The sequence below is a fragment of the Pseudoalteromonas sp. S558 genome (assembly GCF_005886635.1).
Taxonomy (GTDB): Bacteria; Pseudomonadota; Gammaproteobacteria; order Enterobacterales; family Alteromonadaceae; genus Pseudoalteromonas; species Pseudoalteromonas aliena.
The window spans coordinates 1-23995 of sequence record NZ_PNDU01000048.1; the positions used below are offsets into that span (position 1 = coordinate 1).

21 protein-coding genes are annotated in these 23995 nt (G+C 38.7%); 15 read left to right on the forward strand and 6 right to left on the reverse strand.

Annotation, left to right across the window (positions count from 1 at the left end):
- Positions 1-66 precede the first annotated feature (66 nt).
- On the reverse strand, positions 67-666 hold the full coding sequence (locus tag CWB66_RS03615) for a DUF2057 domain-containing protein (protein ID WP_077536417.1): 600 nt from the start codon (positions 664-666) through the stop codon (positions 67-69).
- Positions 667-757: 91 nt separating this feature from the next.
- Between CWB66_RS03615 and CWB66_RS03620 the strand changes: the two genes are divergently transcribed.
- The 3 genes from CWB66_RS03620 (at position 758) to CWB66_RS03630 (ending at position 4251) form a co-directional block, all read left to right on the forward strand.
- Positions 758-1129 carry a histidine triad nucleotide-binding protein gene (locus tag CWB66_RS03620; RefSeq protein WP_138584369.1) on the forward strand — a complete coding sequence of 124 codons (372 nt, stop codon included), beginning with the start codon at positions 758-760 and terminating at the stop codon, positions 1127-1129.
- A 215-nt stretch (positions 1130-1344) separates the two neighbouring features.
- Complete coding sequence (locus tag CWB66_RS03625) at positions 1345-2001, forward strand: helix-turn-helix transcriptional regulator (protein ID WP_077536419.1); 657 nt, start codon at positions 1345-1347, stop codon at positions 1999-2001.
- A 93-nt stretch (positions 2002-2094) separates the two neighbouring features.
- Positions 2095-4251, forward strand: a complete 2157-nt coding sequence (locus CWB66_RS03630; protein WP_138584370.1) for a response regulator — start codon at positions 2095-2097, stop codon at positions 4249-4251.
- A 39-nt stretch (positions 4252-4290) separates the two neighbouring features.
- On the opposite strand, the gene CWB66_RS03635 is transcribed toward CWB66_RS03630, so the two are convergent.
- The 5 genes from CWB66_RS03635 to CWB66_RS03655 form a co-directional block, all read right to left on the reverse strand.
- On the reverse strand, positions 4291-4866 hold the full coding sequence (locus CWB66_RS03635) for a hypothetical protein (protein ID WP_138584371.1): 576 nt from the start codon (positions 4864-4866) through the stop codon (positions 4291-4293).
- A gap of 38 nt (positions 4867-4904) precedes the next feature.
- Positions 4905-6320, reverse strand: coding sequence for a mannose-1-phosphate guanylyltransferase/mannose-6-phosphate isomerase (locus CWB66_RS03640; protein ID WP_138584372.1), 1416 nt, complete (start codon positions 6318-6320; stop codon positions 4905-4907).
- Positions 6321-6396: 76 nt separating this feature from the next.
- A complete protein-coding gene (locus tag CWB66_RS03645) occupies positions 6397-7170 on the reverse strand; it encodes an amidohydrolase (RefSeq protein ID WP_138584373.1) in 774 nt (257 codons plus the stop codon).
- A gap of 193 nt (positions 7171-7363) precedes the next feature.
- Entirely contained in the window at positions 7364-8845 is a 1482-nt protein-coding gene (locus tag CWB66_RS03650; RefSeq protein ID WP_138584374.1) for an FMN-binding glutamate synthase family protein, read from the reverse strand.
- A 98-nt stretch (positions 8846-8943) separates the two neighbouring features.
- Complete coding sequence (locus tag CWB66_RS03655; RefSeq protein ID WP_138584375.1) at positions 8944-10722, reverse strand: DUF885 domain-containing protein; 1779 nt, start codon at positions 10720-10722, stop codon at positions 8944-8946.
- Between the two features lie 358 nt (positions 10723-11080).
- Here CWB66_RS03655 and CWB66_RS03660 point away from each other — a divergent pair, with 358 nt between their 5' ends.
- The 12 genes from CWB66_RS03660 (at position 11081) to CWB66_RS03715 (ending at position 23592) form a co-directional block, all read left to right on the forward strand.
- On the forward strand, positions 11081-12067 hold the full coding sequence (locus tag CWB66_RS03660; RefSeq protein ID WP_077538887.1) for a GGDEF domain-containing protein: 987 nt from the start codon (positions 11081-11083) through the stop codon (positions 12065-12067).
- An 82-nt stretch (positions 12068-12149) separates the two neighbouring features.
- Positions 12150-12905, forward strand: coding sequence for a bifunctional demethylmenaquinone methyltransferase/2-methoxy-6-polyprenyl-1,4-benzoquinol methylase UbiE (gene ubiE, locus CWB66_RS03665; protein WP_077536426.1), 756 nt, complete (start codon positions 12150-12152; stop codon positions 12903-12905).
- A gap of 11 nt (positions 12906-12916) precedes the next feature.
- On the forward strand, positions 12917-13591 hold the full coding sequence (locus CWB66_RS03670) for a ubiquinone biosynthesis accessory factor UbiJ (RefSeq protein WP_138584376.1): 675 nt from the start codon (positions 12917-12919) through the stop codon (positions 13589-13591).
- A 9-nt stretch (positions 13592-13600) separates the two neighbouring features.
- Positions 13601-15202, forward strand: coding sequence for a ubiquinone biosynthesis regulatory protein kinase UbiB (ubiB, locus tag CWB66_RS03675; protein ID WP_138584377.1), 1602 nt, complete (start codon positions 13601-13603; stop codon positions 15200-15202).
- A gap of 80 nt (positions 15203-15282) precedes the next feature.
- Positions 15283-15525, forward strand: coding sequence for a twin-arginine translocase TatA/TatE family subunit (tatA, locus tag CWB66_RS03680; RefSeq protein WP_077536429.1), 243 nt, complete (start codon positions 15283-15285; stop codon positions 15523-15525).
- 5 nt (positions 15526-15530) lie between these two features.
- Positions 15531-15863 (forward strand): Sec-independent protein translocase protein TatB, encoded by a 333-nt coding sequence (gene tatB, locus CWB66_RS03685; RefSeq protein ID WP_077536430.1) that lies wholly within the window; start codon positions 15531-15533, stop codon positions 15861-15863.
- A 49-nt stretch (positions 15864-15912) separates the two neighbouring features.
- Entirely contained in the window at positions 15913-16653 is a 741-nt protein-coding gene (tatC, locus tag CWB66_RS03690) for a twin-arginine translocase subunit TatC (RefSeq protein WP_077536431.1), read from the forward strand.
- Between the two features lies 1 nt (position 16654).
- A complete protein-coding gene (locus CWB66_RS03695; protein ID WP_138584378.1) occupies positions 16655-17158 on the forward strand; it encodes a hypothetical protein in 504 nt (167 codons plus the stop codon).
- Positions 17158-17943 (forward strand): TatD family hydrolase, encoded by a 786-nt coding sequence (locus tag CWB66_RS03700; RefSeq protein ID WP_138584379.1) that lies wholly within the window; start codon positions 17158-17160, stop codon positions 17941-17943. Before CWB66_RS03695 ends, CWB66_RS03700 begins: the two co-directional genes overlap by 1 nt.
- On the forward strand, positions 17943-19796 hold the full coding sequence (locus tag CWB66_RS03705) for a sensor domain-containing diguanylate cyclase (protein ID WP_077536434.1): 1854 nt from the start codon (positions 17943-17945) through the stop codon (positions 19794-19796). The genes CWB66_RS03700 and CWB66_RS03705 overlap by 1 nt, the downstream gene beginning before the upstream one ends.
- 12 nt (positions 19797-19808) lie before the next feature.
- Positions 19809-20819 carry a porphobilinogen synthase gene (hemB, locus tag CWB66_RS03710; RefSeq protein WP_138584380.1) on the forward strand — a complete coding sequence of 337 codons (1011 nt, stop codon included), beginning with the start codon at positions 19809-19811 and terminating at the stop codon, positions 20817-20819.
- Positions 20820-20940: 121 nt separating this feature from the next.
- Positions 20941-23592, forward strand: a complete 2652-nt coding sequence (locus CWB66_RS03715) for an ExeM/NucH family extracellular endonuclease (RefSeq protein WP_138584381.1) — start codon at positions 20941-20943, stop codon at positions 23590-23592.
- Positions 23593-23995: the final 403 nt, after the last annotated feature.

A 23995-nucleotide genomic window follows, 5' to 3' on the forward strand; every position in this document is an offset into this window, starting at 1 on the left:
CTAATTTAATGTAATTGGTATTACCAATAAACTAAAAAGGGCCAATTTAGCCCTTTTTTAATAACTTTATTTTGTTACTTTTTCTAAAAATGCTTTTTGCTGAGCTGGTGTTGCTTGTTGCCACCAAAAATCAAGCATATCGGCCGCACTTGGCATGCCTTTTCCGTTAATCGGCGCTATTGGCTTAATCACTTGAGGTTTTAATAGACTGGTTTGATGCGCAGCAGCCAACTTAGCTGGCATCGCACTCGCCAACTCACTGTTAGAGATTGTCTCAAGCGGTACCGCTAGTGGGTTATCTTTTGTTTTTAGGCTTACCTCTGGTGCTTGTGCAAATACTTTTGCTGATATTGCATTGCTAGCACGATTAAATACTAACGTATAATTTTTACCTGCCTCTATCGTCACATCAACCCAAAATGGCTCCGACTCAACAACTTCGTGCGTATCGTAATCATCCTCGTATAAATCAGTGTATTTTAGCCTTAACTGATAAGTTCCTGGCGCAAGCTCTAAATCATCAACACGGCTAAATAATGAGCTTTCGATAATGCGCTCACCTACTTGTAATGGCACAAACTCTTCAGGAAAGTGAATATTTTCTGCCACACTCGATACACTAAACAACAATGCAACTGCACTGCTTAAAAACATTAATTTACGCATATTAGCTCCTTTATTTAATTTCAGTTTGACACTGCTTTGAAAGTTTGTCATTAGTGAGTTTAAACTTCGCAACACTTAATTAGGAACAAATATGAGCCAAGAGACTATTTTCACTAAAATAATAAATCGTGAAATTCCTGCTGATATCATTTACGAAGACGATGACACACTTGCGTTTAAAGATATTAATCCTCAAGCGCCATTTCATGTATTAATTATTCCCAAGCAAGAAATTGCCACTATAAATGATATAAATAATGAAAACTCACACTTAGTTGGTAATTTGTACACTGTTGCCGCAAAACTAGCCAAGCAAAACAACTTTGCTGACGACGGCTACCGCGTTGTTATGAATTGCAATGAACATGGTGGGCAAACTGTGTACCACATACATTTGCATATGCTCGCAGGTAAAGAAATGGGCTGGCCTCCATACCAAGAAACTAAAAAAGTGATTATATAAAATAAGCATATTTGGCGCTTCATTCAAAATGAAATTACAAGTGTTACAAAAAACACTATCACAAAGTAAATAAAAATTACTTATTTGCAACATTTTATGTTTAAATAACCGTAAAATCGTACTTGTTTTTAAGTAAAACACCATATTTCTAATACTAAAGGTGTGGGAATCGTGATAAACTTAATCAGTCAGCTTCATATAAGAGTATAAAAAACATGAGCAGCTCTGCCTTTTTGCTATTAGATAAAGAGCCAATTAACACTATTGGCATTAACGTTTTAGAACCTTTGTTAAAAACACAAGGCCTTGACGTAACCACAGGTACTAATATTTTAGATATACCTGAAGGAACTCGATTACTGTTTATTGAAACATCAAGCAAAGATGCATGGGGGAAGCTAAAAGAACAACTAGTCAACCTACGTATCAAATGCGATATCATATTATTTAACTTAGATGAAAACCCAGAGCTAGCGAACCGCGCTTTATTAAGTGGTATTCGCGGCGTATTTTATACGACCGATAACGCGGATGTATTAATGAAAGGTATTCGCCTATTAATGGAAGATCAGCTTTGGTATCGTCGCGACATAATGTGTAATGCATTAAACCGTATGTTGCAGTTTAATAAAGACGCGCTTCATAAGCTTACCGAAGGTGATATAGAGCCTGTTAAACTCACTAAGCGAGAAAAAGCAATTATTTCGTTAATGAGTAATGGCTCTAAAAATAAAGAAATTGCTGAAGAACTTAGCATTAGCCCACACACAGTAAAAACACACTTATACAGCGCATTTAGAAAGACAAAATGCCGTAACCGTATTGAGTTGTTATCTTGGGCACAGCAAAACATACCAGACGAAATTCGTTAAAGACATTTCGTTTTATTAAAAACAGACACCTTAAGTGTCTGTTTTTGTATGTGCTGATAACATTTAAAATTATACAAATCTGCTGGAACTTTGATGCTCGACTCTTTTACTCTTTATTTTGCCAGCATAGCTATTTTGGTTGTAATGACCTTGCTCAACTTTTTAACTTGGCGCACAAATAAGCAAATCCCCGGCACATTACTTTATGTTTTTTACCCTGTTTTATTATTAGGCTCTATTATTGGTTTTACCATAATAGGCAACACACACAACCTAGCGATTATTAGCATTTCCAGTAGCATGATGTTCGCAGCCTCAATTGTACATTGTTTATCGCTGAGCCAGTTTTTGAACTACCAAGGACTTGGTTTCAAGCTGTTTTGCTCTGTTACCGCTTTTACCATGTTAATACTGGGTTATTACACCTTTTTTGATCCATCTTTGCATGAGCGAGTCGTTGCATCAGACATTCAACACATAGCAGAAGCCGGATTCTTACTGTTTATTTTTATTAAGTTTGCCCGCAAGCCCTACCCTAACGGCAGTATTTTATACATTATCATTTTAAGCCTTGTTGCATTTGGCTTTATTGGGCGGTCATTATTTATGGACAGCATTGAAGAACAAAGCCTGCTCACAAGCGGCTGGTTTAGTTCGTTGCTATTTTTAAATGGTGTTATTGCGCCTATGTTTTATGCTGCGGGAATGGCGCTATTATGTAACGAACGTCGAGAGCAGCACCTCAATAAATTAGCCGATAAAGCACAAAAAGATTTAGAAATACGCGGACTCTTTTTGTCGACCATAAGTCACGAAATACGCACTCCCCTTAACGGTATTTTAGGCAGTGCTCAGCTGGTCATGAACCAAACCAGCGATACCCGCAATAAAGCCTATTGCGAGGCGATTATAAACTCTGCCGAGTCACTTAACCTACTAGTCGACAAAGTGCTTGATTATGCAAGCCTAGATCAAAGTGACGAAGCCCTTTACGAAGAAGACATAGAATTTAAAACTTGGCTTAACAATCTGTGTTTATTGCTGAGTCCTCTTGCCGAACAAAAACAGCTTACATTTGAATTGACATGTAATATTCCCGAACAGGCCTGCTACTATTGCGATCAGCAAAAACTTAGGCAAATTATTATTAATTTAGTCGGTAATGCCATTAAATTTACTGACCACGGATGCGTCAAAATTCAAGTTGATTTAGTTTTAGAAAAACAGCTTGAGCACACACTAAAAATTAGCGTGAAAGACTCTGGGCCTGGTATTGAAAGCGAAGAAATAGCCTACTTAACTGAACCTTATGTGCAAAGCAGCGCCGGAAAAGAAAAAGGCGGCACCGGTCTTGGCTTAGCGATAACCAGTCGCTTACTTGAAAAACTAAGCAGCCGATTAGAAATTGATAGCCAGCTCGGTACAGGCAGTGTATTTAGCTTTACCGTAACGTTTACTTTGGGCGAACTGAGTTTAGTTGAGCAGCGTCATCAAACTAAAGATTACTTAACAGGCCTTGATATATTGCTTGTAGAAGATTTAGATTTAAACCAAAAAATTGCTATAGAATTTATGGCCGACGACGAACATAAAATTAAGCTAGCAAAAGACGGGAAAAGCGCAATAGAGCTTATGCAAGCTCATCACTTTGACGTAGTACTACTTGATATGAACTTACCTGACTTAACCGGTCAAGAAGTACTAAAACGCCTAAAACGCATTGATCACAAAAATCAGCGAACCCCAGTACTTGCTTTTACTGCCAGCCTTAGTCCTGACGAAGTTAAAGAGTATTTAGAATTAGGGATAAAAGATATAGTCGGCAAACCAATTAAGCATCAAAAGCTTCGCCAAGCACTTAGTGACTCCCAATCAAATCAAACAGCTAACATTACCGTTGAATTAATAGATACGCTATACGACAAAACAGCCGCCGAAACACTAACAAGTTCATTTAGTGAAGATGAGGTGTCGTCGATTTATAATGAATTTGTGCTTTCGGCACGTAATAAACTTATTCGCTGCCAAAATTTGATCGCCCAGCAACCAGAGCAATGCATTAAACTTTTACATCGCCAAGCAAGTACCGCTCTGCAACTTGGTTTTAATCGCTATGGCATTGAGCTTAAAAAAATAGAGCGCCGTTTACTTGATAAAAAACCTCTCAACAATTCACTTAACGAAGCGCTAGATCTATGGCAAAAAAGCTTAGAGGAATATTTAAAGTTTGTACGCGGGCAGTTAGAGTGAAATTAAAAAGCGTTAAGGTTTTTTATATTGCACTTCGCGTTAATCAAATCTCGCTATCTCTTCAAAGTTAAGACCTGTGAAACCATGTGCTCGCAAGGCACAAAAGAGGTTTAAAGAAATATCTTTATCATTTATACGAGAATCAAAAACATATGTACCTTCAAAGCGATCCTCTGCCATTTTAAATATACAGCTATGCTTAGGTAATTTTTCATTTTTGAATACCGCTTTTTGTAACCCAATATTTAAACTGGGTAGCATAAAAGTACTCATTTCAACATTCAACATACCCTCTACTTTTCGAGTGATGTTGTAAAAGTACCAATTGTCATTGCCGACATAGAAAGGAAGTAGCTCGCCAGAATCTTCAAAAAGCTCAGCTAATTCATTTGCAACATGATCCCTTATAGCAAGGCCTTGTAAATTAATTGCAGTGAAATCACCTAAAGGAGTCTTTTTTTCTTGATTATAATGGGCACTAAAATTTATTAATGTCGACTCTTTTGATGAACCATCAGGTTTCCATAACTCAGATTCACACAAGGCTTCGCGATCAGGAAATATGACTCTGTAATGATTAACATCTGCCGTGATTTTATAAATTACTTTACTCATAGATATCAAAACGCCCTTTTTGACATAACTTTGGTTTTTTAATCTCTGCCATATTTGTCATCAAATCGCTCTATATCGTTTTCATCAAGCACTGCACCCGTTTGCACCTCTATGGCAATTAACAGCTCTTTTTGATTATTAGCCAAGCTATGGATTTGCTGTGCAGCGATATAACACGACTGGTCATGCGTTAATGTATAGGCTTGCTTGTTAATACATACATCTGCAATACCCGAAACCACAACCCAATGTTCGGCGCGATACTGATGGCGCTGCGTCGACAGTTTAGCGCCACTATTAACAGTAATTTTTTTAACTTTAAAGCCAGTGCCTTCAACCAAAGTACGGTAATTTCCCCATGGGCGAAAAACCACTTGATGATGGTTAAGTTTATCAGCCTGTGTTGTAGCAATTTGCTTAAGTAACAAAGGCAGAGAGTCCAGCTCATGTTGGTTTGCGATTAACGTGGCGTCATGAGTATGAATAATCGCTAAATCACTTACCCCAAGCGTAGCTATTGTGTGCTCAGCCTCATTAATAACTAAGTTATTAGTACTTTTTTGAGCCATGTAATTAGCATTCAAACTATTACCGTTTTCATCCTTTTTTGTAAGTCTGTCAAGGGATGAAAAGCTACCAACATCACTCCACTTTAAATCAACAGGCATGACGACCACATTGTTACTGCGCTCTAAAATGGCGTAATCGATAGAGTCACTAGGGCAACTTTCAAGCGCACTTTTATGTGGCCGTGTAAAACCTAAATCTTTAGTAAATTTGGCTGCTTGCTCCACGCTAGTTGCTATTTTTGGCGCAAAACGTGCTAACTCTTTTAAATAGGCTGTTGGGGTAAATAAAAACATGCCGCTATTCCAGCTATAACCACCTTGAGCTAAATAGCGAGTTGCTGTATCTAAGTTAGGTTTTTCTTTAAATTGGGCAACATCGAAACAACCTGTATTTGTAATGGCTGCGCCCTGTTTTATATAACCATAACCTGTGTGGGGCTCTGTTGGCGTGATTGCAAATGTCACAATTTTGCCTTGAATAGCCAGTACTGCAGCACTCTTTAATTGCTTTATTAGTTTATTAAAATCTTCAATATGATGATCAGCCGGCATCACTAACATCGGTCCTGTAATACCATTTTGCAGTGCGTAATACGCTGCAAGAGCAATCGCCGGAGCAGTATTTTTACCTTGTGGCTCTAACAATATTGCTTGTGGCTTTGCTTGCTCACTTTGTTCAGCAGCAATAAATCGGTGCTGCTCGTTACACACTAAAATAGCGTTACTAAACTGATTATCAGAAACACGTGCAAGCGTGCTTTGTAGTAATGACGTATTTCCACTAAGCAGCGGTAAAAACTGCTTGGGCATTGCTTGGCGAGAAAGCGGCCATAAGCGAGAGCCTATGCCACCGGCTAAAATTACAGGAGTGATTAAAGTATTCATACGAAAATTTGCCGCCAACAAAAAATATCAGCAACTATTTTAACACTTTATTGGCTCGATGCTAAATTAACGTGCCCTACATTAATGTAAAAGGGTCTGCGTCTAAATAGGCAGGAAACGCTGCTTTAAACTCATCCAGTGGCGTTTTTTCAAGCGTGATAGTAACTAGCTGCTCGGTGTTATCTTGCGCTTTTGCGAGTGTATCGCCTTTAAAATCGTATACCGCTGTACCACCGTTATGTGCAATACCGTTACCGTCTTCACCCACGCGATTCACGCCCACTACGTAGCACAAGTTCTCTATTGCACGCGCCATGAGTAACGTATCCCAAATATGGCGACGCACAGCAGGCCAATTTGCTACGTTTATCATTACATCGTAGTCGTTGTTATTACGTTGAAATACCGGAAAGCGTAAGTCGTAACACACCTGAGGCAATAATTTAAAACCGTTGATTTCAAAAACTTTACGCGCTTGCCCAGCTACAACAAAATCGCCTTCATTACCTAGGCGAAATAAATGGCGTTTATCGTAATAGCTTACATCTCCATTGGGTTTAACCCAATAAAATCGATTCACTTTTTTATCACCTTGCACAACCAATACCGAACCTGCCACAACCGCATTATGCTTATGTGCTTGCGCTTTTAGCCACATAAGTACTTTGCCATTTTCGGGCTCTGCACAGTCTAGGTTTATAGCAAAGCCAGTCGAAAATGTTTCGGGCAATAAAATGAGATCTGGCCGTTTAGTGATAGCGTCGAGTTGTTTATCAAACATGGCTAAGTTAGCATCTTTGTCAAGCCAGTGTAGCGAGCTTTGTAGTAGTACTAACGTTAAATGTGACATGGTGATAGAAAACCTTTATTAAATATTTACCGGTAAGGAAATGACCTTTGAGCAAAACTTCCAATGAGTTACCTTAGGGCGTGTCTCCATAAGCAGAATAACTTTAGTATTCGTTAAATGGTTCAAATCAATAACATCAACAAGGCTCAGTGGTGCTCTGCTTCTAATGGTTTCAATCACCTTTTTATCTAACTCACTTATAGTTTTCATACATTTTATCTAGCGGTTCTGAAAGGCCGCTTTCTTGCACTATACGTACATGCTCACGCTTTAATTCGCGAGCACTACTAACACCACAAGAGTGTGCAATGAGTCCTGCACCATAATGAACATACTTATTATAGTTAGCTACTCGCTGCGCTTTATCTGCCACATTTAAACCTCGTTGTAACCGCTCATTATGTGTAGTGATCCCCGTAGGACAGGTATCTTTATTACACTGCATAGCCTGAATACAGCCAAGAGCAAACATATGACCCCGTGCTGATACTACAAAATCAGCGCCAAGTGCTAGTGCCCAAGCAACCTTTGAAGGGACTATTAGTTTGCCTGAAGCAATAATTTTAATACGATCTCGAAGCCCGTGTTTTTTAAGCATACTGACAACTAACGGTAAACTTTCACGCAGTGGTAAACCCACCGAATCCATAAGAGGTTGCGGAGCTGCGCCAGTCCCTCCATCAGCACTATCAATGGTAATAAAGTCAGGTGCTGACTCTATACCTCGGTGATTAATTTCAGCAAACAAAGTTTCTAACCACCCGTAAGCACCAATAACGGCTTTAAAACCTGTTGGCTTTCCAGTCGTGTTACGCACTGTAGCAATCATATCGAGAATATCGCTGGGGCTTTTAATTTCGGGATGACCGTTAGGACTGATAGAGTCTTGTCCTTCTGGTATGCCTCTGATATTTGCGATTTCGGCGTTAACTTTTCGCCCTGGTAACATACCGCCTTTTCCTGGTTTAGCCCCTTGACTCATTTTTAACTCAAACATTTTTACTTGTTCATGAGCGGCTACTTCTTTGAGTTTTTCAGTACTTAAATTTCCGTGTTCATCGCGCACACCGTATTTAGCGGTACCAATTTGAAAGACTAAATCAGCTCCACCTTCTAAATGATAAGAGCTCAAGCCACCTTCGCCTGTGTTCATCCAACAACCTGCTAACTTTGCCCCTTTTGATAAAGCACGTACAGCAGGTTTTGAAAGTGCACCAAAGCTCATACCCGAAACATTAAAAAGTGAATTTGTGGTGTAAGGCTTTTTGCAATATGGCCCTAAAGTCACATTACTAGGATCGAGCGCTTCTTCATCAAGCGTGGGAAATGCACAATTCATAAACATGACGGTGCCTGTTACTTCTAAGCTTTGTGTAGAGCCAAATGCAGCGGTGCGATCAACATCTTTTGCAGCACGATAAACCCAACTGCGTTCTGCACGGTTAAATGGCATCTCTTCTCGGTCTTGAGCAAAAAAATACTGTCTAAAAAACTCACCTTGGCGCTCAAAAAAATATCGAAATCGACCAATTACAGGGTAATTACGCCTGATCGCATGCTTAGTTTGTGTCACATCACGAATATAAAAAATAATGACTGTTAATACTAACAATCCTAAAAAAACAATAAACAGACTCGCAAATACATCAATACTAAACATTATAAAATTGCTCATCGAAGGCCCCTTGATGGCTGTTTCTAAAATAAAAAAATGCTATGCCCATCAAAATGACATAACACTTTTATTTGTTCAAGACTTTAACCGTTTTGTGGTTAACTCTGTTGCTTTGCCAACTCAGCTTTTATATACAAACGCACCTGTGTCTCCAGTACTGATAATGGCACTGAACCATGGCGTAAAACTTGATTATGAAACTCACGTATGTCAAAACTTTGCCCTAGTGCTTGTTCTGCCTCAGTCCGTAAACGCTTAATTGTTAATTCACCAATTTTATAAGATAGCGCTTGTGCAGGCCACGAAATATAACGGTCTGTTTCGGTTTTTACATTATGCAGCGAAAGCGCAGTGTTTTCGCTCATAAAATTCATTGCTCGCTCTTTGCTCCAGCCATACATATGCATTCCCGTATCAACGACTAGACGCGCGGCTCGCCACATTTCATACGTTAAACGCCCAAATTGACTATAGGGATTTTGATAAAAGCCAACTTCGATCCCTAAATATTCAGAGTAAAGCCCCCAACCCTCACCAAATGCTGATAAATAAGCATCGCGACGATAGCTCGGTAAATTTTCTAGTTCTGCATTGAGTGAAATTTGTAAATGATGCCCAGGTACCGCCTCATGTAAAGTAAGCGCTTCTAAAACATACAAAGGCCGCTTGTCGAGTGCATAAGTGTTAACCCAATAATAACCAGCCTCATCGTCTCGATTGGAACCAGAATAGCGACCTGTTGTGTATTTAGGCGCAATGTTTGCTGGTACTGGCGCTACCCCATAAGGTTTACGTGGCAAAGTATTGAATAACTTAGGAAGCTGAGCATCCATTTTTTTTGCAATGTAAGCGGCCTCTTTTAAAAGCTGCTCTGCTGTGGTGGCATAAAACTGTGGATCCGTACGTAAAAAGTGAATAAATTCGGCAAACGTGCCTTTAAAACCCACTTCTTTTATGACATTTTCCATTTCACTACGAATACGAGCGACCTCTTGTAGGCCTAGCTCATGAATCTCTTTAGGTGTCATTTGAGTCGTAGTGTAGTGCTTAGCTCTATTTTTATAAAAAGCTTCACCTTTGGGTGTTTCTGATATACCAATACTTGTGCGGGAGCCCGGTCGGTACTGCTGCGTAAAAAATGCTAAATAGTGTTTATAAGACTGTATAACCTTTTCTTTTATAATGACTTCAGCTTTTTTCTGTAGCGCTTTAAATTCACTGTCGCTTAAACCTGCTGTATTCGTTAAAAAGGGTTTATAAAACTCAGACGTCGTTACATCATCGACTATGTAGGCGCTAATTGACTCTTCATAACCTTTTAATACAGTTTGAGGCTGAGTAAGGCCCGTCTCGAGACCTTTTTTCATCCAATAGATATTTTGTTCAAAAAAACGAGGCACTTGCGCTAGTTGTGCTAAATAAGTTTGATAATTTTGCTGTGTTTTATACTGCGAGCTATTTACGATGTACGATAAGCCCGAATGAAAACCATACTCGGATGTCAGCGGCATATAGTGCGCATTAAATACATATTCATCAACGCTATTTTGTATTTGCGCTCTAATAATACTGAAATTTATTTGATTCTCATCACTTAATTTTTCAACGTTTATGGCATCTAGTTCAGCAAGTAACTGTATTTTATTGTTATATTCTCGTGCTAAAAACTCGGGTGACAAATTTGCCAACAAGTAACCATCTACCCCTTCTAAATTACTGTATGGGCTGATGCTTTGCCTGTAATCAACAATATTTTCCGCTACTTTTGTAAACTGTTGGTCTGCATTGAACGTTGTTATTTGACACGCACTTAGCGTGCATAAAAGCACCCCACAAAAAAGAGATTGGCGTAGTGGTCGCAGTACAGAATGGCTCATTATAATTAACTTCAGGATATAATATATTTTACAAAAATATCGAAGGTCAAATAAATAGCAAGTAAATGAGACCAAGTTCAGTATTACAATGTAACTAACGCCCATTTAACCAATTACTTTTGGCTGATTAATTTTTAGCTTAAAAAAGCCAAAATTGATGGTAAAATCAGCTATCAAGTTGCCAAAATGAATATTTAAGTTCCTAAGTATCCGTTTTTACTTTTAAATAGTAACCATAACGATTACTGTAGTAAAAAAGAATAAAAGCTTGGATGCAAAACCACCTCAAGGATTGAGTTATTTTAATTGGCACTTGCATGTACTTAGTTGGTATTTACAAATGATGTTCCATGACTCCATGGCTGTAGCACAAGAAAAAATGACTAAAGTGTGTATGTTTTTAGAGCGTTATGCTCTACCCCCTACACCACTTAATTTTCAGGTTGTTTATACCTATATTAGCCAAATAAATAGTGCGCTGAATAATGAAGTAGATCGTAAGATTGCTGAAGATGAATGCATAGATAGTATTTTAATCGAGCATTTATACTTTGAATTTTTAAATTTAGGACATACAAAACAAGCCTCAATAATTCAAAATGTTGATGTTGTAATAAATACCCTCTCGTTAAGTGCACACAATACAGAAAAGCAAATTGTTCGTTTTGCTGACCACGTAAATGAATGCGTACATAGTTTTGATGAAAATAATGTAGAGCAAAGCCGCCTTGCACTAAAAACTCTCAGCGAGCAGACAAACGCTTTGCTTAAGCAGCAAAAGAAGTTTCAACAAGAATTGAGTAAGGCTAAACAGTTACATAATAAAACCCAAAAACAGCTTACCCAACTTCGCAAAGAGCATATTGTTGATAGTCAAACAGGGCTTTATAAACGCCACTACTTAACACAGCAAACGCAACTATGGACTAATCAAGAAAAATCTATTTGCGCCATTGCAATACAAATAGATAACCTTGACCACTTTACCGATAATTATGGTGACATGATCAGTGAGGTTATTTTAAATAAAGTAGCTAAACAAGTACAAAAATATGTATTTCAAAGTGGCTTAGCGGGTCGAACAGCAAAAGATCAATTTACCGTATTACTTACTGATATCGATCCTGAAACAGCTACATTAATCGCCGAAAAGGTACGTAATGGGGTAGAGAAGTTACGTTTTGTAAGCTCAAAAAACGGCATTAAATTCCCAGCTATTAATTTATCTTTAGGTATTGCACAACATGACTTGGTAGACAACTTTAATCAACTTGCAAAAAAAGCATCTCAAGCAGCCTTTAAAGCCCGTTCACTTGGACAAAGCTGTTTTACAGCTGGGCATTAAATCACCTGGTAGATCATATTCAAATTGCACCCATACAGCACAATAAAGTACACTAAGCTCTATTGCCACGATAGGATTAATCATGAACGAGACACCAGAAAAGACCACGCATTTTGGCTATAAAACAGTAGCTGAAGACGATAAAGCATCATTGGTTGCAGATGTATTCCACTCAGTAGCAGCAAAATATGATGTAATGAACGATCTGATGTCTTTTGGTGTGCATCGCTTATGGAAACGCCAAACCATTGCGAGCTCTGGTGTACGTAAAGGCCATCATGTTCTTGACCTAGCTGGTGGTACAGGCGATTTAACCGCTAAATTTAGCCAACTAGTAGGTGAAACAGGCCAAGTTGTTTTAGGCGATATTAACTCTTCTATGCTAAAAGTTGGTCGTGAGAAACTGCATAACCTCGGTTTAGTAGGTAATATCGACTACGTGCAAATGAATGCTGAAATGCTGCCATTCCCAGATAATAGCTTTGATGTGATCACTATCGCTTTTGGTTTACGTAATGTAACCGATAAAGACAAAGCTCTTCGTTCTATGTACCGAATTTTAAAGCCGGGTGGCCGTTTGTTGGTCCTCGAGTTTTCAAAACCTGAGCATGAAATACTCAGTAAAGCTTACGATTTTTACTCATTCAATTTGTTGCCAACAATGGGCAAACTAGTGGCTAATGACAGTGAGTCGTACAAATATTTAGCGGAATCGATTCGTATGCACCCAGATCAAGATACGTTAAAGGCAATGATGGATGAAGCTGGCTTTGAACAAACAACTTATCAAAACCTAACAGGTGGTATTGTTGCACTTCACCGTGGTTTTAAATACTAAGGCAGAGTGATATGGCGCTTGAACAAGCAACTGAAAAAAATAATGATGCACTTGATACATCTACTTTTTTTATGCTACCAAACTTTGTACTTTCGCTTATTGAGCGCGTACTTAATCAAGCACTTAAGCTCGACCCACAGCTTTTGCCAAAACTAAACGCTGTTAAGCAACAGCGCTTAGTTGTTGAAGTGAGAGATTGGCAACAAACCATTCAACTTGTTTTCGCTGATGATAAACTGCATTTATATTCGGCGCAAAACAGCGACAATGCTGATTGTATGATTAGCGCTGATATTGATACGCTCATTGCACTCAAAAATCCAGCGATGCTTACGCAGCTTATACGCCAAGACAAACTCGATTTGCAAGGCGATTTACACATTGCTCAAACCTACAGTAATGCATTCTCTAGTTTAGATATTGATTGGCCAGAACAGCTATCAAAGCATATTGGCGATGCGCCAGCCCAGCAACTGTATTTACAATTAACCTCGCTTAAGCAGCAAGGCAGTAAAGTAAAAAAACAGTTAAGCACTACACTTACTAGTTTATGTCAGGATGAGCTTGCTATTACGATTCACCCACTAGAACTTGAGCAATTTAAACAACAAAACCGAGTACTTAAAAGTCAAGTTGCCGTTATTGAACAGCGTATAAACGCCCTCCTAAACATTAAAACTCGCTAAGGATTTTTTGTGTCGACTGCACGATTGTATTACATCACTAAAACGCTACTTAGCTATGGGTTAGATGAGTTAGTTCCTAAGCATAAAACGCCTTGGTTTGCCAAAATTGCACGAGGCAGCTTATTTTGGTTGCGCAATCAACATAAAGAAAAACCAGCAGGTTTGCGTTTACGCTTAGCATTACAAGAACTTGGTCCTGTATGGATTAAATTTGGTCAAATGCTTTCGACTCGGCGCGATTTACTACCGCACGATATCGCTCTGGAGCTCGCATTTTTACAAGATCAAGTACAACCTTTTGAAGGTGAACTTGCACAAAAAATTATAGAAAAATCCCTTGGTATAAATGATATTAGTGAGTTATTTAGTGAGTTTTCGCAAACACCACTGGCCTCTGCATCAATAGCACAAGTACATACAGCTAAATTAATTGACGATCAAAGCATTGCACAAGATGTCGTTATTAAAGTTATTAGACCTAATATTAATGAGCAAATTAATGCCGATTTAGCGTTAATGGAAAAGCTCGCCAAAGTACTTGCCACAGTACACAATGAGTCAAAACGTCTACGCCCCGTAGAGGTTGTTAAAGAGTATAAAAAAACGCTGCTCGATGAGCTCGACTTAATGCGAGAGGGAGCTAATGGTATTCAGCTTAAGCGTAACTTTGAAGACTCTGACTCGCTTTATATCCCTGCTGTGTATAGTGATTACAGTCGTAATAATATATTGGTAATGGAGCGCATTTACGGTATTCCCGTATCAGATACCGATGCATTATTAGCACAAAATACTAATATGAAGTTACTTGCTGAACGTGGCGTAGAAGTATTTTTTACACAAGTATTTAGAGACAGCTTTTTTCACGCTGATATGCATCCTGGCAATATTTTTGTATCTCGTGAGCATCCTGAAAACCCAAAATATATTGGCATAGATTGCGGTATTGTTGGCACACTTAATAAAGAAGACAAACGCTATCTAGCTGAAAACTTTATCGCCTTTTTTAATCGAGATTACCGCCAAGTTGCACAGCTGCATGTCGATTCAGGCTGGGTGCCAGCCGACACCAGCATTGAAGAATTTGAATTTGCAATTCGTACCGTCTGCGAACCTATATTTAATAAGCCACTTGCTGAAATTTCATTTGGTCACGTACTTGTTAATTTATTCAATACTGCTCGCCGTTTTAATATGCAGGTACAACCTCAACTCGTACTACTACAAAAAACCTTATTATACGTTGAAGGATTAGGGCGTCAGCTTTACCCGCAACTCGACTTATGGAAAACAGCTAAACCCTTTTTAGAAGATTGGGTGAAGCAGCAAGTTGGTCCGTTATCAGTACTAAAAAAGATGTATGCTAATTTACCTTTTTGGGCAGAAAAAATGCCTGAATTACCTGATTTAATTTATCAAAATTTAAAACGAACACCTCAAGCTCAAATACATATCCAAAAGACATCTCATAAACCGTTAGTGTTAAGTTTGTTTGCGAGTGCGACGATGATCATGTCGGCGCTTTGTTATTTACAGCATGACTTAGTTGCTGCAAGTATTGCAATTTCTTGCTCAATAATAGGTTTTATAGCAGCATGGCGCAGCGAATAAACTAAGTGCTATTTACGCTAGTCGGCGTATAATTAGTATTTAAAATATACATTTAATCGTTTTATATATTGGAGAAAACCATGGGCAATATGGGTATTTGGCAATTACTGGTTGTTTTAGCGATAATCGTTGTACTTTTTGGCACAAAGAAATTACGCGGCATGGGTAGTGATTTAGGTGGTGCAGTTAAAGGGTTTAAAAAAGCTATATCTGACGATAAAGACGTAGATAAAGATATGGCTGAGCAAATTCAAAAATCAGAAAACGCAACACCTACTGAGTCTACCAATACTGACAAAACCAAAGATAATAATAAGGCTTAATTAGCATGGGTATGTGGGAGCTTGTTATTGTTTTAATTGTTGGCTTAGTCGTATTAGGCCCTGAGCGTTTACCTGTCGCTATTAGAACGGTGAGTCGCTGGATAAAAACAGCTAAATCTTTAGCAAACTCAGTGAAAGCCGAAGTAAGTGAAGAATTGCGTGTTCACGAATTACACGAAAATCTTAAGAAAGCTGAGCAACAAAATTTAAAAGATCTAAGCCCTGAACTACAAAGTTCGTTAAGTGAGCTACAGCAGGCCGCACAATCAGTAACCCACAGCTATAAAAAAAATCACATAGAAAAACCCAATAACCACCAAGTTGATGAAAAAAAGTGAAACTAACCACTCTCAATTTGGTCAACTTATTTATATGGTATAAAAAGTAATGGCTGAGGAAGTAAAATCAGGGTTTGTTGCTCATTTAATTGAGTTGCGCGATCGGCTCATTAAATCGCTATTAAGTATTTTAGCTATTTTTATTGCCATTGCGTATTTTTCAAACGATATCTATACATTTGTCGCAGCACCATTGGTTTCGCACTTACCAAGTACCGCGACGATGATTGCAACCGATGTAACAGCACCGTTTTTTGCTCCCTTTAAACTGACATTATTTGTGGCGTTATTTGGATCTATTCCGTGGATACTGCATCAAATTTGGGGATTTATAGCACCTGGTTTATACCAGCACGAAAAACGTATGCTCATGCCCATACTCGCCTCTAGTATTATTTTATTTTATAGTGGCATTGCATTTTGCTACTTCGCAGTATTACCTATTATTTTGGGCTTTTTTACAAGTACAGGCCCAGAGATGATGACTCTTGCGCCCGATATAAGTAGCTATTTGAGTTTTGTATTAAAATTATTTTTTGCATTTGGCATTGCCTTTGAAATACCAGTAGCCATTATGCTTTTATGTTGGAGCGGTGCAACAACAACGCAAAGCTTAAAAGAGAAACGCCCTTATATTATCGTAGGCGTTTTTGTATTAGCTATGTTTTTAACGCCACCCGATGTGTTATCACAAACATTATTAGCGATACCCATGTTAATTTTGTTTGAGCTAGGTTTAATTCTAGCGAAATTTTATACCGTTAAACCACAACAAGAATCTGAGGAATAAAATGAAAAAACAACTACTACCATTATTAGCTTTACTAAGTATCCCTGTAGCACATGCTGATGAAATTAACCTGCAGGCACTTCAAGCGTGTACATTTATTGAAAATGATTTTAACCGTTTACTTTGCTACGACAATGTTATGGCTGGTAAGCCATTGAGCAAACCAGCAGCAGCTACACAATCTCTACAAAATACCTCACCAGCTTCAGTAGTTGCCATTGCAAATACTACAAAAACAAAAAATGGCGATTTTGGTTTAGAGCATAAAGAGATTGCGAAAGAAAATGACGATGAAATCACAGCAGCGGTGAGTAGTATTGAAGAAGCGGCTTATGGCGAGCTGATTATTACGCTAGATAACGGTCAACAGTGGCGTCAAATTGGTTCAGATAGTATGCGTTTAAAAACAGCAGATACTATTGTAATCAGTCGTGGCGTATTTAACTCATTTTTATTAAAAAAAGATGGTCAAAACCGCTCTATTCGCGTTAAACGAACTAAATAATGCCATATACCTTAATTGATTCTGGGGTTAATTTAACCAACCATCAATTTGATGATCAGCATTACGATATTGTGCATCGCGCAAAAGATGCTGGTGTTCGTCATATGCTAATTATTGGCTGTGATATAGCTAGTAGCGAGCAATCGCTTGAACTTGCTATAAAGTTTCAACAGTATTCTACAGCGGGTATACACCCTCACGATGCAAAATCAGCGACCGAAGAACTAGAAAATCAGCTAACCAGCCTCGCAAGCCATAATCATGTTATTGCGATTGGTGAATGTGGATTGGATTATAACCGTGACTTTTCACCTAGAGATACTCAACGCAGCGTTTTTAGGCGCCAACTTGCGCTTGCTGAAAGTTTAAACTTGCCTGTTTATTTGCATGAACGTGATGCTTTTGAAGATATGTTCGCCATTCTCAAAGAGTTTAACGTGCGGGGAATATTACACTGTTTTACCGGCGATGCTAATGCACTGCAAAGCTATTTAGATTTGGGACTTTATATAGGTATTACTGGCTGGGTGTGCGACGAAAGGCGCGGTAAAGAACTACAAAAGCTAGTACCAAGCATTCCAATAGAGCGGTTGTTAATTGAAACTGATGCACCATTTTTAATTCCACGTACAGTTAAACCTAAACCCAAATCACGTAAAAATGAACCTTCATTACTACCCTATGTTTGCCAAACACTGGCTCAACTTTACCAAATAGATGAAAAGATAATAGCAAAGCAAACTACAGAAAACTTCTATCAACTTTTTAGTCTAGAGACACGTTAATGGCATACGCAAAAACATTATTTAGCATACTAATGTTACTTTGCGCATTTTTTTCTTTTGCAAAACCTATAATAATAAACCAAGACTTCAAACAACAAAACATCAATAGTTTACACTACTCCTTTGCCCCCACATCACTATTAAACGCAACACAAAGCGATTTTACTAAATGGCAAAAAATAATAAACAAACCGCTTAACTTAGGCTTTGAAAAACGACCTGTATGGCTTTATTTTACATTGAGAAATACATTAAACTACGATGTAGCTCCTTTACTCTCACTTGATAATCCGCTACTAAATGAAGCTCAGGTATTTCACTTATATAATTCAGAACTACTTTCCCATAGCCAAGTTGGTGATACGTTTAAACTCGCCGAGCGCCCTATAAAAAGTGAATCATTATTAGTTAAATTAACGTTGCCCGCAAATAGCATAACGACCGTTATACTCAAAGTGACTAACGATGGAGGATTACGTATACCACTTACCTTATGGCAGCAAGATGCCTATTTAGCCCATAAAAGTAAAATTAATTTAATATACGGTTTGATTATTGGTTTTGTTTTTTCGTTGGCCTTAAGTTGTCTTGTTTTGTATGGTTTTTCGAAGAAGCCCTACTTTGCTTACGTGAGTATAATAACGCTTACCTTAGGTTTACTGCTTTCATATTTTTGTGGGTTTGGTGTGCGTTACTTTCATCCTAATCTCCCCGCAATTCAGCAAGTAATAGTTCCTATATTAATTATGGTAATTACATTATTGTTTTTGCCTTTGCAGCAACAAATTTGCCAACTTAAATCCTCTTTTTTATTGCATACACAAAATATAACAAGCAGTTTATTTGCGATTTTACTGTTATTTATTTGGTTGCTACCAAGCTCAATGGCTACGCTTCTTTGTTTAGCTATTACGCCTATTGTATTGAGCCTTTACCTTTTAACTACACTAATATGTATACGAACTAACCCTTCTAAACCAAGTAAAGCACTGCTATTTTCACTCTGCTCATTTTTAGTGGTTATGCTGTACTTTAGCGTTGTTGTTTTTGACTTATATGCTTTTAATCGCAGTAGCCTTACGTTTGTTTTTATTTGCTTTTTAGGTTGTGCTTTTAGCCTGTGTTACGCGGCAATGAAACAATCAATCTTAGAACACGACAAACAGGTAGTAACGCAACAAACCTTAATTGCTGAGAGTGCAGCTCAAGATGCGTTACTAAAAGAGCGCCTTGCCTTACAAGAAGAAGCAAGCCAAGAACTTGAAGCACAAGTTGATGAACGCACCTTTGAACTACAAGTAACCTTAAGAGAGCTTGAAGAAAAAAATAGAGAGCTTGAACAACTCAATACTGAAGATGCTTTAACCGGTGTAAAAAATCGTCGATTCTTTGATAAAAAATTAATAATGGAATTGCGTCGCTCTCGCCGTGAACAAACCCCGTTGAGTATAATTATGCTTGATATCGATCACTTTAAATTAGTCAATGATACATACGGGCATTTAACTGGCGATCAAGTAATTAAAGCAGTGTCTGGTATTATTAAGAACAATTTAAAACGCCCACTTGATGAGGTCGCACGTTATGGCGGTGAAGAGTTTGTAGTGCTTTTACCAAACACACCACAAAATGGAGCATTTGATATTGCAGAACAAATGCGCAAAGCAATCGCAAAAAGTGCCGTAACGGTTGCGAGTACTGAAATTAAATTTACAATTAGCGCAGGTGTGTATACCTGTGTTGCCGATGATATTAACAAACCTGAAATTTTTACTGAATGCGCCGATAAAGCGCTTTATTACGCTAAACAAAACGGCCGCGATCAAGTAGTTACCTTTCCAATCCCACAGTAGGAGCATATTAATATGGCCCAATCAGGACTCGACCTTTTTCCGTACACTCGTATGCGCAGAATGCGCCGTAGTGATTTTTCGCGCCGCCTAATGGCCGAAAACCAACTTAGTGTTAATGATCTTATTTACCCGGTATTTGTGCTAGAGGGCAAAAATCGTCGTGAAGCAATTGAATCAATGCCAGGCATAGAACGCTTATCTATTGATTTATTACTAATAGAAGCTAAAGAGCTGGTTAAGTTTGGCGTACCTGCGGTTGCAATTTTTCCAGTTACGCCAGCAGATAAAAAATCGCTTATGGCCGAAGAAGCATACAACGATGATGGTTTGGCACAACGCACCGTTCGCGCATTAAAAGAAGCGTTCCCAGAGTTAGGTGTGATCACCGATGTAGCGCTTGATCCATTTACAACACATGGTCAGGACGGCATTATTGATGACACAAGTTACGTAATGAATGACGTAACCACTGAGATTTTAGTTAAACAAGCACTATCCCATGCCGAAGCAGGGGCCGATGTTATTGCTCCTTCAGATATGATGGACGGTCGTATTGCAGCTATTCGCGAAGCACTTGAGGCAGATGGGTTTATTCATACTCGTATTATGGCTTATTCAGCAAAATACGCGTCAAGCTACTATGGGCCGTTTAGAGATGCTGTTGGCTCGGCAGGTAATCTTAAAGGAGCCGATAAAAAAACCTACCAAATGGATCCTGCTAACTCCGACGAAGCCATTCGTGAAGTAGCTCTAGACTTACAAGAAGGTGCAGACATGGTTATGGTTAAGCCAGGTATGCCTTATTTAGATATTGTACGCCGCGTTAAAGATGAGTTTGGTGTGCCTACTTTTGCATACCAAGTGAGCGGAGAATATGCCATGCATAAAGCCGCGATTGATAACGGCTGGCTCGCTGAAGAAGCAACCATAATGGAGTCTTTACTTGCATTCAAACGTGCTGGAGCTGACGGTATTTTGACTTACTTTGCAAAGCAAGCTGCACAGTATCTAGCTAAAAAATAAATAATAAAAAGGCGGGAAACCGCCTTATTTACATCTATTAACATTTAAGTATTATTTCTGTCACCTTTATTCCCTAAACTGGTGTCCCATTTGGGATATTAATACACGGGAAAAACTAAATATGTTTAAAACAAAAATAACACCGTTGGCACTCGTCATCGCAAGCCTAAGCGCACCTGCCTCTGCTAATCTAATAATATCTGAGTATATTGAAGGTAGTAGTAACAACAAAGCAATAGAGCTTTATAACACATCATCAAGCGAAATTTCACTTGATGGTTATACGCTCAGCTTATATTCAAATGGTAAAACAACGCTAAGCAATAAAATCAGCTTAACCGGCAACCTTGCAGCTAACAGCACTTATGTTATCGCCAATGCATCCTCTGTAACTGCACTTAAAGACAAAGCAAACATTAGTAGTGCCGTTGCTAATTTTAATGGTGATGATGCATTAGTACTTACTCAAGGCGCGACTGTTATTGATAGCTTTGGTCAACGCGGTGTTGATCCAGGTTCATTTTGGTCTGGAGGCGGAGTAAAAACACAAAATAAAACACTTCGCCGCAAAGAGAGTATATTAATTGGTCGTACTTTACCCGATTCGACCTTTGATCCAAGTGAAGAGTGGATTCAGTTCAGCCAAGATGACTTTGATGGCCTAGGTGTTTTTGGTAGCACAACCCCTGTAGATCCAGAGCCAGAACCGCTTGAACCATTAGTGTGTGGTGCAGATAAAACACAAATTAATGTCATTCAAGGCAATGGTGCTGCAAGTCCACTTATGGGTACTCTTGTTGAACTAGAAGGTGTTGTAACCGCAGACTTCCAAGGTGACGGTCAATTAAAAGGCTTTTTTGTAAGCTCACTTGCTGATGATATAGATGCTAACCCGCTAACTTCCGAAGGTGTATTTGTATACTTTGCAAATACTGACGTAAGTGTTGGAGACCATGTGCGCGTGCAAGGTACTGTTGAAGAGTATTTCAATGCAACACAAATTGGCAGCGTAAGCCAAGTGTCTGTTTGTGATACTGGTTTAACTGTAGCTGCGACAAAAATCACTTTACCTTTAGCCAATACCGATGATTTAGAGCCATTTGAAGGCATGCTAGTTACATTAGAACAACCATTGGTGGTTACCAATAACTATGCTCTTGGCCGATATGGTGAAGTAGAAGTAGCAACAGAGCGCTTATACCAAGGTACGCAAATCGCATTACCGGGTGAAGCAGCCAATGCAATTGAAGCCGCAAATTTAACTAAAAAAATCTTAATTGATGACGGTTCAACGGCTCAAAACCTAGATCCTACCGCCTACCCTGCGCCGGGTTTATCGGCAGAAAATACATTACGTACTGGTGACACGGTAAATACCATTACCGGTGCGCTGGCTTATAGCTTTAATCTTTATCGTATTCATCCAACTGTAACACCTCAGTTTATTGCAACAAATGCGCGTAAAGATGCACCAGAGCTAAGCACTGAAGCAGACCTACGTGTAGCAAGCTTTAACGTGCTCAATTACTTTAATGGCGACGGTGAAGGCCAAGGCTTCCCTACTAGTCGCGGGGCAGATTCAGAAGCAGAATTTATTCGCCAAGAAGCTAAAATTGTCAGTGCGATTAGTGCAATGCAGGCCGATGTTGTTGGCTTGATGGAAATAGAAAATGATGGCTTTGGTGAATTTAGCGCTATTGCGAGCCTAGTAAATGCGTTGAACGATGCTGATACGGCCAATCAATACGCATTTGTTAACTTTAATCTTGATAAAATTGGCACCGATGCAATTACTACCGCATTAATTTACCGCACCAATAAAGTAGAAGAGGTCGGTACCGCCGCTATAACAACTGATACTCCATTTGATTTTAGTAATCGCGCTCCGATTGCGCAAAGCTTTAAATCTTTAGCAACCGACGAAGTATTTACAGTGGCTGTAGCACACTTAAAATCTAAAGGTGGTTGCGGCAGTGCCAGTGGTGCTAACGAAGATCAAAATGATGGCCAAGCTTGTTGGAATGAAATACGTACGCAAGGCGCTAATGCATACGCTGATTGGTTAAACAGCAAACCGACCGGTATTGACGACGAAGATATTATTTTAGTCGGCGACATGAATGCTTATGCGATGGAAGACCCTATACGTGCGTTTGCAGATAAAGGCTATAAAAGTGTTATTTCTGAATTAGATGGCAATACGCTTGGCTATTCTTATAGCTTTTCTGGTCGTGCTGGTAGCCTTGACCATGCTGTAGCAAGTGCATCATTACTTAGTAAAGTTGTATCGGCTAAAGACTGGCATATTAATGCTGATGAGCCAATTTCGCTTGATTATAATGTTGAATTTAAAAGTGATGCTCAACAATCTAGTCTTTACTCAGAAAGTGCTTATCGCGCGTCAGATCATGACCCTGTAATAATTGATATTCGCTCTACCTCTGTTACAACTCCTGAGCCTGAGGTAATAACGGGTGAAATTAATAATATTAGCGGCTGGTTTTGGTGGAAGAGCTATACCGTTGAAATCCCAGAAGGATATGACGAGCTTACAATTAACCTTAACGGTGGCTGGGGCGACGCCAACTTATTTGCGCGACACAACAAAAAGCCAACTTACTTTAGAAATGATTGTGCTTCAATAAATAGAGGAAACACTGAAAGCTGCACATTTACCAATCCAAAAGGCGGTAAGTGGAAAGTTCGTATAAATGGACTGGCACCGTTCTGGAACGTTAAATTAAGCTACAAAGCAACAAAATACGCAGACTAGCTGACACTCGGTTCAAAGTATTTACTAAGACTTATTAGTAAATACTTTGAACTACTCATAGTCGACTTCTATAGATTGATATTATATATCGCCCCCCATAAATTATTTTTCTATTCATATACAAATGTAATTCAGACAAGCTTCAGTAAACAGCCCGTAATATCCTCATACGATTTCACAATCATCTGCTTAACCAATAAATAATTACACGAAACCAAATTAATTTTATCCAAGTGGTATACCTAACTCGCCCTAGATTAGGTTATACCAATCTGCTTATATATGGGGTCTATTTAACGTTAAGAAAATTACGCTAGAACTAGGCAAAAATTTTTGTATCTAGTTGTTCTAAATAAAAAATTTTTTAACGACGTTATAGTGCAATTTAATTCGTTAAATTGAT

What these genes read in the sequence shown, in the direction of transcription:
- CWB66_RS03615 (WP_077536417.1), bottom strand. Translation starts at nt 666, where the DNA reads ATGCGTAAATTAATGTTTTTAAGCAGTGCAGTTGCATTGTTGTTTAGT.
- CWB66_RS03705 (WP_077536434.1), top strand. Translation starts at nt 17,943, where the DNA reads ATGGCATACGCAAAAACATTATTTAGCATACTAATGTTACTTTGCGCA.
- hemB (WP_138584380.1), top strand. Translation starts at nt 19,809, where the DNA reads ATGGCCCAATCAGGACTCGACCTTTTTCCGTACACTCGTATGCGCAGA.
- CWB66_RS03715 (WP_138584381.1), top strand. Translation starts at nt 20,941, where the DNA reads ATGTTTAAAACAAAAATAACACCGTTGGCACTCGTCATCGCAAGCCTA.
- CWB66_RS03700 (WP_138584379.1), top strand. Translation starts at nt 17,158, where the DNA reads ATGCCATATACCTTAATTGATTCTGGGGTTAATTTAACCAACCATCAA.
- CWB66_RS03695 (WP_138584378.1), top strand. Translation starts at nt 16,655, where the DNA reads ATGAAAAAACAACTACTACCATTATTAGCTTTACTAAGTATCCCTGTA.
- tatC (WP_077536431.1), top strand. Translation starts at nt 15,913, where the DNA reads ATGGCTGAGGAAGTAAAATCAGGGTTTGTTGCTCATTTAATTGAGTTG.
- CWB66_RS03635 (WP_138584371.1), bottom strand. Translation starts at nt 4,866, where the DNA reads ATGAGTAAAGTAATTTATAAAATCACGGCAGATGTTAATCATTACAGA.
- ubiE (WP_077536426.1), top strand. Translation starts at nt 12,150, where the DNA reads ATGAACGAGACACCAGAAAAGACCACGCATTTTGGCTATAAAACAGTA.
- CWB66_RS03660 (WP_077538887.1), top strand. Translation starts at nt 11,081, where the DNA reads ATGGCTGTAGCACAAGAAAAAATGACTAAAGTGTGTATGTTTTTAGAG.
- CWB66_RS03655 (WP_138584375.1), bottom strand. Translation starts at nt 10,722, where the DNA reads ATGAGCCATTCTGTACTGCGACCACTACGCCAATCTCTTTTTTGTGGG.
- CWB66_RS03630 (WP_138584370.1), top strand. Translation starts at nt 2,095, where the DNA reads ATGCTCGACTCTTTTACTCTTTATTTTGCCAGCATAGCTATTTTGGTT.
- CWB66_RS03650 (WP_138584374.1), bottom strand. Translation starts at nt 8,845, where the DNA reads ATGAGCAATTTTATAATGTTTAGTATTGATGTATTTGCGAGTCTGTTT.
- CWB66_RS03620 (WP_138584369.1), top strand. Translation starts at nt 758, where the DNA reads ATGAGCCAAGAGACTATTTTCACTAAAATAATAAATCGTGAAATTCCT.
- tatA (WP_077536429.1), top strand. Translation starts at nt 15,283, where the DNA reads ATGGGCAATATGGGTATTTGGCAATTACTGGTTGTTTTAGCGATAATC.
- CWB66_RS03645 (WP_138584373.1), bottom strand. Translation starts at nt 7,170, where the DNA reads ATGTCACATTTAACGTTAGTACTACTACAAAGCTCGCTACACTGGCTT.
- CWB66_RS03640 (WP_138584372.1), bottom strand. Translation starts at nt 6,320, where the DNA reads ATGAATACTTTAATCACTCCTGTAATTTTAGCCGGTGGCATAGGCTCT.
- CWB66_RS03625 (WP_077536419.1), top strand. Translation starts at nt 1,345, where the DNA reads ATGAGCAGCTCTGCCTTTTTGCTATTAGATAAAGAGCCAATTAACACT.
- tatB (WP_077536430.1), top strand. Translation starts at nt 15,531, where the DNA reads ATGGGTATGTGGGAGCTTGTTATTGTTTTAATTGTTGGCTTAGTCGTA.
- CWB66_RS03670 (WP_138584376.1), top strand. Translation starts at nt 12,917, where the DNA reads ATGGCGCTTGAACAAGCAACTGAAAAAAATAATGATGCACTTGATACA.